We start from the raw sequence: 15,451 nt of genomic DNA on the forward strand, positions 1-15,451 counted from the left end.
TTTTATCGAATATAACGTTCTCCCACGAGCAAGTTTGAAATGACGCTGGTTGGAATTTTAAACTCGGTAACGCCCATATAGCCGGGGGCGACTTCATATTCGTCAAATGAGATCATAAGTTTATGGTCCTCAGTAATGTAAAACGTTTGATCAGGAAGAATCGTTTTGAACGGTTCAGCATCTTCATCAGTGAGCCAATATATTTTATTAGGATCTTCCTTCATTTGCTGTTTCATTTGCTCTTTGATGTTTTGACTGATGACTTTGATATAGCGCTCATCTTTGAATAAGCTTTTTAATGTAAGTAAAATATCATTCTTTTTGTCAATCGTAATATAACGGCTTTGTGTGTAGGAAGATGCTTGTGTTGTTTCAATATTGCGCCGGATCGAAAGCAAATCTGGCGTGTCTGTGACCGTCTCGTAATCACTGTAGATGCTGAGATGCCCTTTTTTGTTTTTGGATGTGGATTGTATAAACTCTTTATACAGCTGCTGGCTTTCTTTCAAATATTTCTCGTTAATGCTGTTTTCAAGCTCTTTATTAGAAAGTCCGGACAAAGCAGGTGTTTTGACATCAATGCTTGATTGGTCTTTTTCCTCTTTGATTTCAATAAAGGTGATCGCTTTGACGATTTTGCCGATGACAGGGATCTTAGACATAGCGTGAGCGGCGTCAGGGTTGATATTCACAAGCGCAGTGAATAAAATAGCTGCAGCGATTGCTGCTGATGTCGGCCACATGACAATTTTTTTCTTTTTTGGTTCTTGCTGAAGGGCTTTTTCAACAATGACATCCAATTCTTTAGGAATCGGAACATTTTTATATTCTTCTTTTAATTGCTGTAATCTCTTATCCATTAAGAAAGATCCTCCTTCGTCAACTGAATGCGCATCAGCTTCAATGCTCTGTATAGGCGCGTTTTGACGGTATTCGTGTTTTCTCCTGTAATTTCCGCAATTTCTTCTAATTTGAGGTCTTCAAAAAAACGTAAAATAATAATGGTTTTATAGCGGTAAGGCAATTCGTCAAGCGCTTCATGGAGATCAGTATCCTTGTAATGGTCTTCTTTTCCCTTGCTTAAAAATTCTATCGTTTCGTCGTCCATCACTCTTATCTTTTTTTGTTTGCGCAAAAAATCAATAGCTGTACGCACCAAAATTTTATAAAACCAGCTTTTTATCGTCTCGGGGTTTTTGACCGTTTCAACTGAGCTCAGCGCTTTTTTTATAGATTCCTGAACAATATCTAATGCGTCATCTTGATTTTTCACATAACTGAAAGCCAACCTGTAGAAATCTTGCTTATGATCAGTTATGCATGTGACAAGCAACGCTTTTGTTGTTTGTTTTTTCTTCATTGCAATAAAGGGCTCCTTTTTGAATATACGTATATCGTAGGCTGTTACCTAGGATAGACGCGGCAGCCTGAAAAATAGTTTGCGCAGAATCACATTTTTTAAAAGAAGTAAATCAGCATGGGGAAGTTTTTATGCATAAAAAAACAAGGCTTATTTCGTACAAGCCTTGTTTTTGGGGTAAACGATGCCAAACGCTATTCCAAGTAATGTTTTTTGAAATCTGAGTGGATAGAAAATTTACGACGCAATTGAATGAGGTTTTTCCCAAAGCTTTCTTCCAAAAGCTCTCTATGCTTTTTCAGAATTTCCATAAGATACAGATCATGAATGATCACTTCAGTAATAGGCATGACTAAACCTACATGCATCGTCCATGCGGCACGGCTGTCGTTGCCAAGCGAGACAATGCCCGCAACTACTTCTGAATCATCTCCGCTATAGACAAGCCACCGTCCGTCATACTCTTCTGTAATTTCACTGCTCATATCATGCAGGTAAATATTAGCGAAATCAGATACGATGTCTCCGTAAGCAATAATGGTGACAATAACGCCTTGATCTGCCGCCTGTTTGAGCTCTGATTCTATCTCTTCAAAATCCTCTTTCCATATTTCTAAGAGGATTCTTTTTTTGGCGGATAAGATACAGGCCTTCACCTTTTCAAGAATTTCACTGCGGCCGGTGATATTCCAGATGTTTTCCCGGTCATTTGCGGTCTGCTCGAACTTTTCAAAATATTTTTCAGCCTGATCAAAATGTTCTTCCGCTTTGAGCCGGCGGTTTTTAATCAGTTCTTTCGCGGGGACAGGAACATACTGAGGCGTATTTCCATGACTGACAAAAACATCTCCTCTGATCACAAGGCTTTCCAGGACTTCATAAATTTTAGAACGGGGCACTCCGGATTTTTTGGCAACGGCGTAGCCTGTTAAAGGTGATTCTTGCAATAACGCCAAATAAGCTTTCGACTCATATTCTGTAAAATTGAGGTTTTTCAAAATGTCTAACATATTTTCCTTCATATATCCTCCAATATAAAGAGCAATCACTGCCTTTGTAATCGCTATTTTAACAAACCATATTGATTTATTCCAAACGCATTGATACAATTTTTATAAGTAGTTACTTTTGTAGTCACTAAATGATTGAGGGGATTTTTAAAGGGGGAGAGAACAATGCACAGCTTACTCGCATACATACCGATCGCTGCCATGATGGTTATCATGCCGGGTGCAGATACGATGCTTGTGATGAAAAATACGCTTCGATATGGCCCGAAAGCCGGACGTTATAACATTCTCGGATTGGCAACTGGACTATCCTTTTGGACGGTGATTGCCATTTTAGGATTATCGGTGGTGATTGCAAAGTCAGTGATCCTTTTCACAACGATCAAATATTTGGGAGCGGCGTACTTAATTTATTTAGGCGTAAAAAGTTTTTTTGCTAAAAGTATGTTTTCGTTAGATGACATGCAGTCTCAAACAAAAAATATGGCAAGTTCTCCGAAACGTTATTATAAAACTTCCTTTATGCAGGGATCACTCAGTAACATTCTTAATCCTAAAACTGTTTTGGTGTATGTTACAATCATGCCCCAATTTATCAATTTAAACGGAAATATAAACCAGCAGCTCATCATTTTAGCTTCAATCCTAACCTTATTAGCGGTGTTGTGGTTTCTGTTTCTTGTTTATATTATTGATTACGCGAAAAAATGGATGAAAAACTCGAGGTTCCAAAAAGTGTTTCAAAAAATAACCGGAATGATATTAGTAGGTTTCGGCATCAAAACTGGTTTGAGTTAACACTTAAATGAAGTGAATGAAATTTAAAACTTAGTGTTTGGCCATAAAAAAGACAAGGGAGTGAGTATCCCTTGTCTTTTTTTTATTTCATCTGATGTCCTCTGCGGGTCTGCACCTTATACAAAATAATCAATAAAACAAACCAGACCGGGGTGACAAACAAAGCAACACGTGTATCATTCGCCAGTGCCAATATGACAAGAATGAATGCAAGAAATGCAAGTGTTAAATAGTTGGATAATGGATAAAAAGGCATTTTAAATTTGTTTGCTTTCGCTTCATGCTGTCTTGTTTTTCGATATTTCAAATGGCAAATCACCGTGATGCCCCAAATAAAAATGAAGCATATTGTAGAAACACTTGTAATCAGTGTAAAGACTTGCTCAGGCATTAAATAATTCAGACTAACGCCAATCAGAATGGCGATGGTTGAAAAGAACAGCGCATTGCTTGGAACGTTAGAAGAAGTCAATTTCTTTAATAGTCCAGGTGCGTGATGATCCTTTGCAAGTGAATAGACCATTCGGCTTGTGCTGAATAAAGCGCTATTGGCAGCTGATGCGGCTGATGTTAATACAACAAAATTGATCAAACTGGCGGCCACAACGATGCCCACAGCAGAGAAGACCTGAACAAATGGGCTTTCGTTTGGATTCAACACATTCCAAGGATAGATACACATAATCACGAAAAGTGCGCCTACATAAAAAAGTAAAATCCGGACAGGGATTTGATTGATGGCTTTAGGGATCACTTTTTGGGGATTTTCTGTTTCACCAGCTGTCAGTCCAACAAGTTCAATACCCACGAAAGCGAAGACGACCATTTGGAACGATAGGATAAACCCATGCCATCCATTTGGGAACATGCCGCCATGGCTCCAAAGGTTGGTAAGGCTGGCAGGGCCGGAAGCTGCGGAAAAACCTTTCACAATCAGGAAAATGCCAGTTACGATCAGGGCCAGTATGGCAATGACTTTGATCAATGCAAACCAAAATTCTAATTCTCCGAAAAGTTTAACGGTGGCAAGATTCATGATCAGCAGGATAATAAGCGCAAGAAGGCCGGGCAGCCATTGAGGCACATCGGGCAGCCAATATTGCGTATAAATGCCGACCGCCGTTAAATCAGCCATCGCGAGGGAAATCCAGCAGAACCAGTAGGTCCACCCAGTAATAAATGCTGCCATGTTTCCTAAATAGTCCCTTACAAAATCCACAAAAGAGTGGTATCCCGCATTTGATAAGAGCAGTTCTCCGAGCGAACGCATAATGAAAAAGCAAAATACGCCGGTGATCAAGTAAGCAAATAAAATGGATGGCCCTGCAAAGTGGATGGATTTACCTGACCCTAAAAATAAACCTGTACCGATTGCACCTCCAATCGCCATTAATTGTATATGCCTGTTTTTAAGGCCTCTAGACAATTTCTGTTGCTGGCCAAAATTGTCTTTGCTAGAATTGCCTATCAATTTTATTTTCCTCCAATAATAAAAAGATGAGTAAAGTTTTAAAGGATATTATAACATTTAAAAGAGGAGATGCTTTTATTTTTAAATTTTAAAACTATTTTGAGTTTATGAATAAAACTTGCAGTTCTATTGAATAACAGAATAAACAGGAACGTCATTTGGACGATCTGATAGGCTATTTTTTAATAGGCATCGATTTGAACCATTGTATGCCCGCTATAATGGTGGCCGCAGGGGATATCGGAGATTTTTCTATCCTAAGTGAATGGCTGTAAGACATCATCATTGCTGATAAGTTTACCGAATCATTAACTTTCCAGATGTATTGTAAAAATGAAGAATTATTGCATATCGTGCTACTGCGGCGAACACATAGAGTGACCGCCCTTTTTAATTGTGAATAAATCTCCCGGGTTATATTTAGGAAATTTGTCCTGAGCTATAAGGTTCATTTTTTATCATTGATGATTTTGACATCATTACATTCCTCAAGAATGATAAACTGTTTACTGATTATTACTTTTGAAGGGAACTTGCCCTCAAGAACTGCGAATCTATCATACTAAGATGAGATGCAAATGGTTCGAAATATAAATATATACGCATAAAAGTCAGCTTTGTCAATCTGCTATAGAGACCTTTTTGAACGGTGCAGATCATCTCAAGGTGGACAATAAAATTCGGAATATTCTTGTTAAAGGCTTATCTAATAAGGACAAAGGATGATAGACGTGAAAAGAATAGATAAAATATACCATCAGCTCATGCATAATTTTCATGATTCAACCTTAGATCATCTTTTAAAAATACAAGGGAATTCAGCAAAGGAAATTGCTGAGCAGTTGAAAATGGAGCGGTCCAATGTCAGCTTTGAGCTGAACAATCTTGTCCGGACCAAAAAGGTCATCAAAATTAAAACGTTTCCTGTGCGCTACATCCCAGTCGAGATAGCAGAAAAGGTATTCAGCAAGAAATGGGATACAGGGATGATGGAAGTGAAAGACCTTAAGGTGTTTTCTGGGGATTTAAAACAGAATCATCAACACATTTCCACGAATCCTCTAGAGCTTATGATTGGGGCAAAAGGGAGTTTGAAAAAAGCGATCTCCCAGGCAAAAGCAGCTGTCTTTTATCCGCCTAACGGTCTGCATATGCTCCTCCTAGGGCCGACTGGTTCCGGTAAATCCCTTTTTGCGAACCGAATTTACCAGTTTGCCATTTACTCTGACATTTTGAAGGCCGGCGCACCATTTATTACATTTAACTGTGCAGATTACTACAACAACCCTCAATTATTGCTTTCTCAATTATTCGGACACAAAAAAGGTTCATTTACAGGTGCCGCCGAGGATAAGGCAGGTTTAGTCGAACAGGCCAATGGGGGCATTCTGTTTATGGATGAAATCCACCGTCTCCCTCCTGAGGGACAGGAAATGCTGTTTTATTTTATTGACAGCGGTTCTTATAACAGGCTTGGAGAATCTGAACATAAACGAACATCGAACGTATTGTTTATTTGTGCGACTACAGAAAATCCGAGTTCTGCCCTATTGAAAACATTTTTGCGAAGAATCCCAATGACCATTCATATTCCTTCGCTTGAAGAACGATCGCTTAAAGAAAGAGTGGATCTGACAACATTTTTATTAGGGAAAGAAGCAGAGCGGATTAAGAAGAATCTCAGTGTGCACATCGATGTCTATAATGCGCTTATTCATTCCGCGAAATTTGGGAATGTCGGACAGCTGAAATCAAATGTCCAGTTAGTTTGCGCACACGGTTTTTTGCATAACCTTGACAGAAATGAGGTTATTGAACTGACGGTTCGGGATCTGCCTGATGAAATCAAGCAAGAATGGATGTCCAGCAGCAAAAACATGCAAAGAAGCAAAGCCATTTCAGAATATGTCAATATTACAACGATTATCTCTCCAATTGTAGAAGATGAAACAACAAAAATTGACGAAGACCTCTCCTTTAACTTATATCATTTGATCGAGGAAAAAGTAAAAACGCTTATGAAAGAAGGTTTATCCAAAAAGGATATTAACCAATACATCTTGACTGATGTCCATTTGCATGTCAGAAGTTTTTTTCATCATCAAGCCTTTCAAAAGGACAGCCTGCTGACATTCGTTGAAGATGACGTGATTCAAATGACAAAACAGTTAAAAGAAATAGCTGAACATGAACTGGATTGCACATTTGACCGTAAATTTATTTATTTCTTGAGTATGCATATTGACGCATTTTTAAAGCGCGGAAAGCAAATTGATGTTTTAAATACACAGGAGACGGATGAAATTCGTGATACGCACGTGAAAGAATATCGGGTGGCGATGATTTTTAAAGATAAAATGCAGGAATATTTTAAAGTGGCTATTCCTGAAATAGAAGTCATCTACTTAACGATGCTAATTCATTCGATCAAATCGTTAAAAGAGAACAAAAGAGTCGGTATTATCGTTGCTGCTCATGGAAACAGCACGGCGAGTTCAATGGTTGAAGTTGCGACAGAACTATTAGGGAGCACGCCGATTGCAGCAGTCGATATGCCGCTTTCTGTTTCACCTTCGGACATTCTTGAATGCGTAGCAGAAAAAATGAAACAGGTTGATGAAGGCGAAGGTGTGTTAATGCTGGTAGATATGGGCTCGCTTGCGATGCTGGAAAGCAGGCTGGAGGAAAAGACTGGCATTGCCATCAAAACGATCAGCAATGTTACGACCTCAATGGTGCTGGATGCTGTCAGAAAGGTCAACTATTTGAATTTGAATTTGCATGCGATCTATCAATCGGTTACGAAGGATTTTATCGAGTTATGGGAGCGCCAGCCAGCGGCAGCCGGCAAAAAGAAGGCTTTGGTATCCATCTGCACGACAGGCAGCGGAACGGCCAAAAAGCTGGAAGACATTTTAACCACGATCGTAAACAAGGCCTCCGATACCCCGATTCACATATTAACCGTATCATCGATTAAACTGGCCAACAGGATAAAAGAAATCGAAAAAGAGTATGAAATCCTTGCCACAGTCGGAACGAAAGACCCTAAAATGAATGCTCCGCATGTATCCTTAGAAGTGTTAATTGAAGGGGAGGGAGAGAAGATGATTCAACAGGCGATTACAAAAGGAAGCATTCCCTTGAGCAATGGATTAAACGAAGCAAATATTATTGTCAGGGAGCTTTGCGAGGATAGCTTGAAAAAGTATCTTGTCTTCTTAAATCCCCATCATGTGACCGAAATGTTAGTAGAGTGGCTGCAAACCGTTCAAGATGAGCTGGGTGTCATTTTCAATAATGCCGTTTTGATCAAAGTCATTATGCATACAGCTTTCGCCTTTGAAAGGGTAATTAAGCAGAATCCGATCGCTTTCTCGGAGGAAGAAGAAATTAATGATCAGATGAAGGAAATGGTGAACGTCACAGAGCGGACACTGGCCCCTTATGAAGAAAAGCTCGGACTTCGCATAAGTGATGATGAAAAATTATTTATAGCCGCCATATTTGCTGAAGAAGTGCATGGCCATCTGTTTTAAAAACAGTTTTTTCATATGAACCTGTATTAAATGGAACACCATTTTAATACAGGTTTATTTTTTTCGTTTTAAGTGTTTCAACAACAAACTGCAATTGGCTGAAATATCAATGAAAACGCTTAACACAAATGTGTTGGCACGATCCTTGCATTATATATGGATGTACAAAACAGGAAAGGAGCAATAGATATGATTTCAGTTATTATCAGTGGTCATGGAGATTTTCCCATAGCATTAAAAGAGTCTTCAGGGATGATATTCGGTGAAGAAAACAACCTGATTGCAGTGCCGTTTTTTAAAGGGGAAGGGATTCAAACGCTGCAGGAAAAATATCATCAGGCGCTCAAGGAAATTCCGGAAGAACATGAAGTGCTTTTTTTAGTCGATATTTTTGGAGGGACGCCATATAACGCGGCAGCTTCCATCATTGCTGAGGATCAAAGAATGGATATGGCAGCCGGCGTAAACCTGCCGATTCTGCTGGAGGTATTAAGCTTGAGAGAACATCTGGCTCTCAAAGCTTTGCTGAACAACTTAAAAGCAATGAGTCAGCAAAGCTTTCAAGTGTGCAGTGAACATTTAGAAAAAGTAAAAACAGCCAATCAAGATACAAGAGAGGATGAATTATGATGAACATTGTGTTAGCAAGAATTGATGACCGCTTTATTCACGGCCAAATCCTGACAAGGTGGATTAAAGTACATGCGGCCGATCGAATCATCGTTGTCTCCGATGATATTGCTCAGGACGAAATGAGAAAAACGCTGATCCTATCTGTTGCGCCTTCAAATGTAAAGGCGAGTGCCGTCTCTGTTTCTAAAATGGCAAAAGCCTTTCATAGTCCGCGCTATGAAGGAGTAACAGCCATGCTCTTGTTTGAAAATCCGTCCGATATCGTATCCCTCATAGAAGCAGGCGTACCGATCAAAACCGTAAACGTCGGGGGAATGCGTTTTGAAAATCAACGCAGGCAAATCACAAAATCAGTCAGTGTCACAGAGCAAGATATAAAGGCATTTGAAACATTAAGTGACAAGGGCGTGAAACTGGAATTAAGGCAGCTGCCTTCAGATGCCAGTGAAGATTTTGTACAGATATTACGGAACGTAACAAAATAATCAAGGGGATGAGAATATGTCTTCATTACAAATTATTTTGTTGTTAGTCATTGCAGCAATCACCGGAATCGCAAGTGTATTGGATGAAGGGCAGACACACCGTCCGCTTGTGGCCTGTACGTTAGTTGGCTTGGTGCTCGGGGATTTAAAAACGGGAATTATTCTTGGAGGCACACTGGAGCTGATGGCGCTCGGCTGGATGAACGTCGGGCTTGCCATGGCGCCTGATACGGCGATCGCCTCTGTCATCTCAACCATTTTAGTTATTACAGCTGATCAGGGAATTGGCGAAGGGATTGCTGTCGCTGTTGCTTTGGCAGCTGCGGGTCAGGCGCTGACGATTTTTGTTCGGACGATCACTGTCTTTTTCATTCACCGCGCTGACAAATATGCAAAAGAAGGAAATATAAAAGGAATTGAAATTATGCATATTACCGCGATGGTGTTTCAAGCTTTGCGCGTCATGATTCCTACATTGATTGTTGCTTTAATTAGTGTCAGCGCTGTTCAGGCATTCCTGGGAAATATTCCTGATGTCATTACAAAAGGACTGCAAATAGGCGGAGGCATTATTGTGGTTGTCGGGTATGCCATGGTGATCAACATGATGAATATTCCTTACTTAAAGCCATTTTTCTATATCGGTTTCTTATTAGCGGCGTTTACCGATTTTAACTTAGTGGGATTCGGAGCCCTTGGTCTCTGTCTGGCGCTTTTATACCAGCAGATGATGCAAAAACAAAGCGCGCACGGAGCAGTCGCGGCCGCATCAGACAGTGGCAGTGTTGCTGTTTATGATGACGATGATGACGATCTTGATGCCTAAACGATGAGGGGGGAAGAAAAAAATGGAGAAAGAAAAACGATTAACGAAAAAAGAAATTTTCAGCATGTTTATTCGTTCAAATTTTTTGCTCGGTTCCTTTAACTTCGAACGTGTGCAGGCAATGGGATATTGTTACGTCATGATACCGGCGATCAAAAAATTGTACGCTCCCGGAGCGAAAAGAAACGAAGCCTTGCAGCGCCATTTGGAATGGTTTAATACACATCCGTGGCTGACAGCGCCTATATTTGGCGTGACGGCAGCCATGGAAGAAGAAATGGCGAACAATAAAGGAATTGATGGAAAAGCGATAAGCGGAATGAAAATCGGTTTGATGGGACCAATAGCGGGCGTAGGCGACCCCATTTTCTGGGGAACGATTCGCCCGGTCTTAGCTGCCTTAGGAGCCTCTCTTGCTTTAGGAGGAAACATTGCCGGCCCTTTGCTATTCTTTTTCTTGCTGAATGCCATAAGGTTAAGCACAAAATATTACGGATTAAAGTATGGTTATGTGAAAGGAATGGAGATTCTTCAGGATTTAGCGGGGAATCGCATTCAAAAGCTTACAGAGGGTGCTTCGATTCTCGGGTTATTTGTTATGGGGGCCCTCGTGTCTAAATGGACCACCATCAACATTCCAATCGTTGTATCCAGAATTAAGGATGAAAGCGGAAAAGTAGATGTTCAAACGGTACAAAATGTGTTAGACAGCATTATGCCGGGTGCGCTGCCGCTCGGATTAACGTTATTGGTGGCTTGGATGCTGCGCAAAGGAGTGAACCCTCTTCTCATTATTTGCGGCATCTTTATCATCGGGATTCTCGGGTATTGGGCTGGATTCTTAGCATAAGCTGTGTGAAGGAAGAAGAGAGAAACTGCAACAGTCTTTTAAGATATAAATGATTCGGATAACAGCGAAACAGAAGAGAATTTCCAGAAACGGACCAGCTTGCGCAGCAGTCTCTCTTGAAAGTGTTCAACCATGAAGAGAGGAGCGAAGGAACAAATGAAAAAGAGACTTATTCAAGTCATGATCATGTTCACCCTGCTGTTGACTATGGCATTTTCGGCGGATGCAGCCGATTCAAGCTACTATGATGAGGAATACCGTCCTCAATATCACTTCACACCGGAAGCAAACTGGATGAATGACCCAAACGGAATGGTATATTATGCGGGGGAATATCACTTGTTCTATCAATACCATCCTTACGGGCTTCAGTGGGGGCCAATGCATTGGGGGCATGCCGTCAGCAAAGATTTGGTTACATGGGAGCACCTTCCTGTTGCGCTGTATCCGGATGAAAAAGGCACGATCTTTTCTGGAAGCGCAGTTGTCGATAAAAATAACACAAGCGGTTTTCAAACAGGCAAAGAGAAGCCGCTTGTGGCCATTTATACACAGGATCGGGAAGGCCATCAAGTGCAAAGTATTGCCTATAGCAATGACAAAGGCAGAACATGGACGAAATACGCAGGCAACCCTGCCATTCCAAACCCGGGTAAAAAAGATTTTCGCGATCCAAAAGTCTTTTGGTATGAGAAAGAGAAAAAGTGGGTGATGGTACTGGCAGCTGGTGACCGAATTCTCATGTATACATCAAAAAATCTGAAACAGTGGGCGTATGCAAGTGAATTTGGACAGGGGCAAGGAAGCCACGGGGGAGTATGGGAATGTCCGGATTTATTTGAGCTACCGGTAGATGGCAAACCGAATCAAAAAAAATGGGTCTTGCAAGTCAGTGTCGGAAACGGAGCGGTTTCGGGAGGATCAGGCATGCAATATTTCGTAGGGGACTTTGATGGAACTCATTTTAAAAATGAAAACCCATCAGACAAAGTTCTCTGGACGGATTACGGCAGAGACTTTTACGCAGCTGTATCCTGGTCCGATATTCCATCCAGAGACGGCCGGAGGCTTTGGTTAGGTTGGATGAGCAATTGGCAATATGCGAATGATGTTCCGACATCCCCATGGAGAAGTGCAACGACTATTCCAAGAGAGTTAAAATTGAAAGCGCTTACCGACGGGGTTAGAATTATCCAAACACCAGTAAAAGAGCTGGAAGCCATTCGCGGGACATCTAAGAAGTGGAAGAATCTGAGCATATCACCTGCAAGTCATAATGTGTTAGCGGGTCTATCTGGAGATGCCTATGAAATAAATGCAGAATTTAAAGTAAGCCCTGGTTCAGCTGCTGAATTTGGTTTTAAGGTCCGAACAGGAGAAAAGCAATTTACGAAAGTCGGCTATGACCGAAGGAACTCCAAACTGTTCGTTGACCGGAGCAAGTCGGGCAACGTCACCTTTAATCCGGCCTTTGACACCGGAAAAGAAACAGCACCGCTGAAGCCGGTAAATGGAAAGGTTAAGATGCGCATTTTTGTTGACCGCTCCTCGGTTGAAGTATTTGGGAATGACGGACAGCAGGTCATAACAGATGTCATTCTCCCAGATCGATCAAGCAAAGGGCTTGAATTATATGCTGCAAATGGAGATGTAAAGGTAAAATCTTTAAGGATTCACCCTTTAAAAAAGGTCTGGGGCACGTCACCTTTTATGTCCAATGTAACCGGATGGACAACGGTAAATGGCACGTGGGCCGACACAATTGAGGGAAAACAAGGGCGGTCGGATGGCGATTCCTTTATCTTGTCTTCAGCATCCGGGTCAGACTTCACTTATGAAACTGATATCACCATAAAGGATGGAAACGGAAGAGGGGCGGGAGCACTCATGTTTCGCTCTGACAAAGATGCCAAAAACGGTTATCTTGCCAACGTGGATGCGAAGCATGACCTGGTGAAATTCTTTAAATTTGAGAACGGCGTTGCTTCTGTCATTGCTGAATACAAAACGCCGATCGATATTAATAAAAAGTATCATCTGAAAACAAAGGCCAACGGTAATCGTTTTACAATTTATTTAGATGATCGTCTTGTGATTGATACCAATGATTCCACATTTTCAGAAGGCCAATTTGGTTTGAATGTGTGGGACGCGACTGCTGTCTTTCAGAATGTAAACAAGGAGTCTTAATTTTTAAGAAGGCACAGATCTGAATAATCTGTGCCTTCTCGTTATTTCAACAAATTAATGATTCGCGGTTACATGCTTCCAAATCATCTTAGAAAATCCGTATCAATGTTAATCTGTTTACACTCATGAGGACCGAAAGATGAAAAACAGTGCTCATAGCGACTAAAAAAAGCTGAGGAGCAGTTTTGGTCTATCAATACTGTTCCTCAGCAAATCAATCATTGTCTATTAAAGGGTTGGTAATTGGATCGCCGTATCAATATTTTGTAAATTCAGCTTGACTTGCTCGTCTGTATTCCAAGGATGGTACCAGCCTTTTTCTATCATATAGCTTAAGAGTTGTTCATGCATATCGAGTGCTTCTTCCAAATGGCGGATAAGGACCTCTTTTACTTCAGGCGTTCCGGCTTCAGTGGCTGCCATCGCATAATTTCTGACTCCGTTTTTTGCTGAAATTAATAAGTCCATAGCAATGATTTGGTCTGTCAGAACATTCATGCCTGTTAGATATTCAATGATTGGATTCATTATTCACTCATCTCCTCATTCTTGCTTTGCATTAGATAAAATAGCGGCAAATTCCTGCAGCTGCCGGGTGGTGATGTCAACGTCTTGCTGCATGATTTCTTTAAGCTTCGGATCAGATACCAATGCTTTCATTGTTTTAGATTTCGTCAAACAGAGGGTCTTGAAAGCAGTCATTTCCTGGACCTCAAGCAGTTCATGTAAGGCGTATTCCATTTCTGTCACCTCCGTTTTTTAAGGCTTTAACACAACTTTTATACAATCATCCATTTTTGCATCAAAAATGTCATAGCCATGCTTGGCTTCACTAAGCGGCAGAACATGGCTGACAACATCTCCCGGATCAATTTTGCCCGTTGATACGAGTTCAAACATGTACGGCATATAGTGGATTACAGGAGCCTGTCCAGAGCGTATATTGATGTTACGCTGCATGATATCTCCTAACGGAAAACCGTTATATCTGCCTCCATACACACCTGTAATTTGTATGGTTCCTCCTTTGCGAACAGCCTGGGAAGCAATGACCAATGCACTCATCGTTCCCCCATGAAGCTTTAACCCGCTGGCTAGGAACTCGAGGTCGCTCATTTTCCCATCCATCCCAACAGCGTCAATGACTACATCCGCTCCGCCTTTCGTAATTTCCTTTAAATAATTCCCTGTATTCTCATGGTCTTCAAAATTAACGATTTCTACTTTGTTTGTGCGTTTCGCATGCTGTAAGCGATAGTTTACATAGTCAACTGCTATGACGCGTTTTGCGCCTTTTAGCCAACAAAACTTTTGAGCAAACAGGCCGACTGGTCCGCAGCCGAGAACGATTACAGTATCGCCTTTTTTTACGCCGGCATTGTCAACACTCCAAAAGCCGGTGGTCATGGCATCGGCAATCACGCTTAATTTCTCATCGGGCTCCTCACAAGATTCAGGAATTTTAAAATGGGTAAAATTCGCAAAGGGCACTCTTAAATATTCAGCTTGGCCGCCTGGATAACCGCCAGTTTGCCCTGAATAGCCGAAATAAGCACCCATTTCCCCATTGTCATTAGACTGATCACATTGGCTTTCCAGCTGGTTTTTACAAAAAAAACATTCCCCGCATGCTATATTAAAGGGAATAATTACCCGATCTCCCTTTTTTAGTTTAGTCACATCAGAACCAACTTCTTCGACGATTCCCATCGGTTCATGGCCGATGACATAGTCTTCTTGCATATTCGGAATGAATCCATGGATTAAATGTAAATCTGATCCGCAAATGGCTGTACTAGTGACTTTGATAATCATGTCATCGGATTTTTCAATCTTTGGATCGGGGACATCTTTGACAACAACATTTTTAATGCCTTGATACGTTACTGCCTTCATGCTGTAAAACCTCCAGTGTTAGTGTTCATCAGGTGTCCGGTCAAACATCCCTTTTCCATTTGTTTCATCAGGAAAGAGGTTCATATTGCCGACCATGATCGTGTTTTTTGCAGAGAGCTGATCCAGCTTATACTGTTCGCTCAGCTCATATGGATGGAACCATTTTTTGCTGATCATCAGTTCTGTAATCTCTTGGTGCATCGCAATTCCTTGCATCAGCTGTTTTCGCAGCAGGGCTCTTACATCTGGTGAAGCGGTTTCTGTCAAAGCTACAGCAGTATTCCGTACGCCTTCCTTAGCTCGTATAAGAAAATCCATCGCGAATGTAGTGTCTGCTAGTTCAGGCACATTCAGCGAATTAATGGGGTCTAAATGATCATTATTCAAAGAGGC

16 protein-coding genes are annotated in these 15,451 nt (G+C 41.2%); 8 read left to right on the plus strand and 8 right to left on the minus strand.

What is annotated here, in order from left to right; translation table 11 throughout:
- Positions 1-2: 2 nt before the first annotated feature.
- The 3 genes from rsiV to ACQXR1_RS04365 form a co-directional block, all read right to left on the minus strand.
- Complete coding sequence (gene rsiV / locus ACQXR1_RS04355; protein WP_069839585.1) at positions 3-860, minus strand: anti-sigma-V factor RsiV; 858 nt, start codon at positions 858-860, stop codon at positions 3-5.
- Positions 860-1,360, minus strand: coding sequence for an RNA polymerase sigma factor SigV (gene sigV / locus ACQXR1_RS04360; protein ID WP_106073615.1), 501 nt, complete (start codon positions 1,358-1,360; stop codon positions 860-862). Before sigV ends, rsiV begins: the two co-directional genes overlap by 1 nt.
- A 194-nt stretch (positions 1,361-1,554) precedes the next feature.
- Positions 1,555-2,382: a TrmB family transcriptional regulator gene (locus ACQXR1_RS04365; RefSeq protein WP_014664770.1), complete on the minus strand. Its 828-nt coding sequence runs from the start codon at positions 2,380-2,382 to the stop codon at positions 1,555-1,557.
- A 153-nt stretch (positions 2,383-2,535) separates the two neighbouring features.
- On the opposite strand from ACQXR1_RS04365, the gene ACQXR1_RS04370 reads away from it, so the two are divergent.
- Positions 2,536-3,168, plus strand: coding sequence for a LysE family transporter (locus ACQXR1_RS04370; protein WP_040082335.1), 633 nt, complete (start codon positions 2,536-2,538; stop codon positions 3,166-3,168).
- Between the two features lie 82 nt (positions 3,169-3,250).
- On the opposite strand, the gene ACQXR1_RS04375 is transcribed toward ACQXR1_RS04370, so the two are convergent.
- Positions 3,251-4,639: an amino acid permease gene (locus tag ACQXR1_RS04375; RefSeq protein WP_069149951.1), complete on the minus strand. Its 1,389-nt coding sequence runs from the start codon at positions 4,637-4,639 to the stop codon at positions 3,251-3,253.
- A gap of 731 nt (positions 4,640-5,370) precedes the next feature.
- Here ACQXR1_RS04375 and levR point away from each other — a divergent pair.
- The 7 genes from levR (at position 5,371) to ACQXR1_RS04410 (ending at position 13,162) form a co-directional block, all read left to right on the plus strand.
- Entirely contained in the window at positions 5,371-8,178 is a 2,808-nt protein-coding gene (gene levR / locus ACQXR1_RS04380; protein WP_430771783.1) for a transcriptional regulator LevR, read from the plus strand.
- A 189-nt stretch (positions 8,179-8,367) separates the two neighbouring features.
- Positions 8,368-8,808, plus strand: coding sequence for a PTS fructose transporter subunit IIA (gene levD / locus ACQXR1_RS04385; protein WP_071581499.1), 441 nt, complete (start codon positions 8,368-8,370; stop codon positions 8,806-8,808).
- Complete coding sequence (gene levE / locus ACQXR1_RS04390) at positions 8,808-9,296, plus strand: PTS fructose transporter subunit IIB (protein WP_069150778.1); 489 nt, start codon at positions 8,808-8,810, stop codon at positions 9,294-9,296. The genes levD and levE overlap by 1 nt, the downstream gene beginning before the upstream one ends.
- A 16-nt stretch (positions 9,297-9,312) precedes the next feature.
- Entirely contained in the window at positions 9,313-10,122 is an 810-nt protein-coding gene (levF, locus tag ACQXR1_RS04395; RefSeq protein ID WP_069839581.1) for a PTS fructose transporter subunit IIC, read from the plus strand.
- A 22-nt stretch (positions 10,123-10,144) separates the two neighbouring features.
- Positions 10,145-10,972, plus strand: a complete 828-nt coding sequence (gene levG / locus ACQXR1_RS04400) for a PTS fructose transporter subunit IID (RefSeq protein WP_040082343.1) — start codon at positions 10,145-10,147, stop codon at positions 10,970-10,972.
- 116 nt (positions 10,973-11,088) lie between these two features.
- Positions 11,089-11,220 carry a hypothetical protein gene (locus ACQXR1_RS04405; protein WP_227098854.1) on the plus strand — a complete coding sequence of 44 codons (132 nt, stop codon included), beginning with the start codon at positions 11,089-11,091 and terminating at the stop codon, positions 11,218-11,220.
- A complete protein-coding gene (locus tag ACQXR1_RS04410; RefSeq protein WP_430771970.1) occupies positions 11,159-13,162 on the plus strand; it encodes a GH32 C-terminal domain-containing protein in 2,004 nt (667 codons plus the stop codon). Before ACQXR1_RS04405 ends, ACQXR1_RS04410 begins: the two co-directional genes overlap by 62 nt.
- 228 nt (positions 13,163-13,390) lie before the next feature.
- On the opposite strand, the gene ACQXR1_RS04415 is transcribed toward ACQXR1_RS04410, so the two are convergent.
- From ACQXR1_RS04415 to ACQXR1_RS04430, 4 genes are read right to left on the minus strand one after another with little or no spacing between them, the layout of a single operon-like run.
- Complete coding sequence (locus ACQXR1_RS04415) at positions 13,391-13,690, minus strand: spore coat protein (RefSeq protein WP_430771784.1); 300 nt, start codon at positions 13,688-13,690, stop codon at positions 13,391-13,393.
- Positions 13,691-13,705: 15 nt separating this feature from the next.
- On the minus strand, positions 13,706-13,903 hold the full coding sequence (locus ACQXR1_RS04420) for a hypothetical protein (RefSeq protein WP_069839578.1): 198 nt from the start codon (positions 13,901-13,903) through the stop codon (positions 13,706-13,708).
- 18 nt (positions 13,904-13,921) lie between these two features.
- On the minus strand, positions 13,922-15,058 hold the full coding sequence (locus tag ACQXR1_RS04425; protein WP_069839577.1) for a zinc-dependent alcohol dehydrogenase: 1,137 nt from the start codon (positions 15,056-15,058) through the stop codon (positions 13,922-13,924).
- Between the two features lie 18 nt (positions 15,059-15,076).
- Entirely contained in the window at positions 15,077-15,445 is a 369-nt protein-coding gene (locus ACQXR1_RS04430) for a spore coat protein (protein ID WP_430771785.1), read from the minus strand.
- Positions 15,446-15,451: the final 6 nt, after the last annotated feature.

This window comes from Bacillus sp. ATD (genome assembly GCF_050585765.1).
Taxonomy (GTDB): Bacteria; Bacillota; Bacilli; order Bacillales; family Bacillaceae; genus Bacillus; species Bacillus stercoris.

Bases quoted from the DNA above. Each gene is read 5' to 3' on its own strand.
- ACQXR1_RS04425 (WP_069839577.1), bottom strand. From the start codon at position 15,058: ATGAAGGCAGTAACGTATCAAGGCATTAAAAATGTTGTTGTCAAAGAT.
- ACQXR1_RS04365 (WP_014664770.1), bottom strand. From the start codon at position 2,382: ATGAAGGAAAATATGTTAGACATTTTGAAAAACCTCAATTTTACAGAA.
- ACQXR1_RS04410 (WP_430771970.1), top strand. From the start codon at position 11,159: ATGTTCACCCTGCTGTTGACTATGGCATTTTCGGCGGATGCAGCCGAT.
- ACQXR1_RS04370 (WP_040082335.1), top strand. From the start codon at position 2,536: ATGCACAGCTTACTCGCATACATACCGATCGCTGCCATGATGGTTATC.
- ACQXR1_RS04420 (WP_069839578.1), bottom strand. From the start codon at position 13,903: ATGGAATACGCCTTACATGAACTGCTTGAGGTCCAGGAAATGACTGCT.
- levE (WP_069150778.1), top strand. From the start codon at position 8,808: ATGAACATTGTGTTAGCAAGAATTGATGACCGCTTTATTCACGGCCAA.
- levF (WP_069839581.1), top strand. From the start codon at position 9,313: ATGTCTTCATTACAAATTATTTTGTTGTTAGTCATTGCAGCAATCACC.
- levG (WP_040082343.1), top strand. From the start codon at position 10,145: ATGGAGAAAGAAAAACGATTAACGAAAAAAGAAATTTTCAGCATGTTT.
- rsiV (WP_069839585.1), bottom strand. From the start codon at position 860: ATGGATAAGAGATTACAGCAATTAAAAGAAGAATATAAAAATGTTCCG.
- ACQXR1_RS04415 (WP_430771784.1), bottom strand. From the start codon at position 13,690: ATGAATCCAATCATTGAATATCTAACAGGCATGAATGTTCTGACAGAC.
- levD (WP_071581499.1), top strand. From the start codon at position 8,368: ATGATTTCAGTTATTATCAGTGGTCATGGAGATTTTCCCATAGCATTA.
- sigV (WP_106073615.1), bottom strand. From the start codon at position 1,360: ATGAAGAAAAAACAAACAACAAAAGCGTTGCTTGTCACATGCATAACT.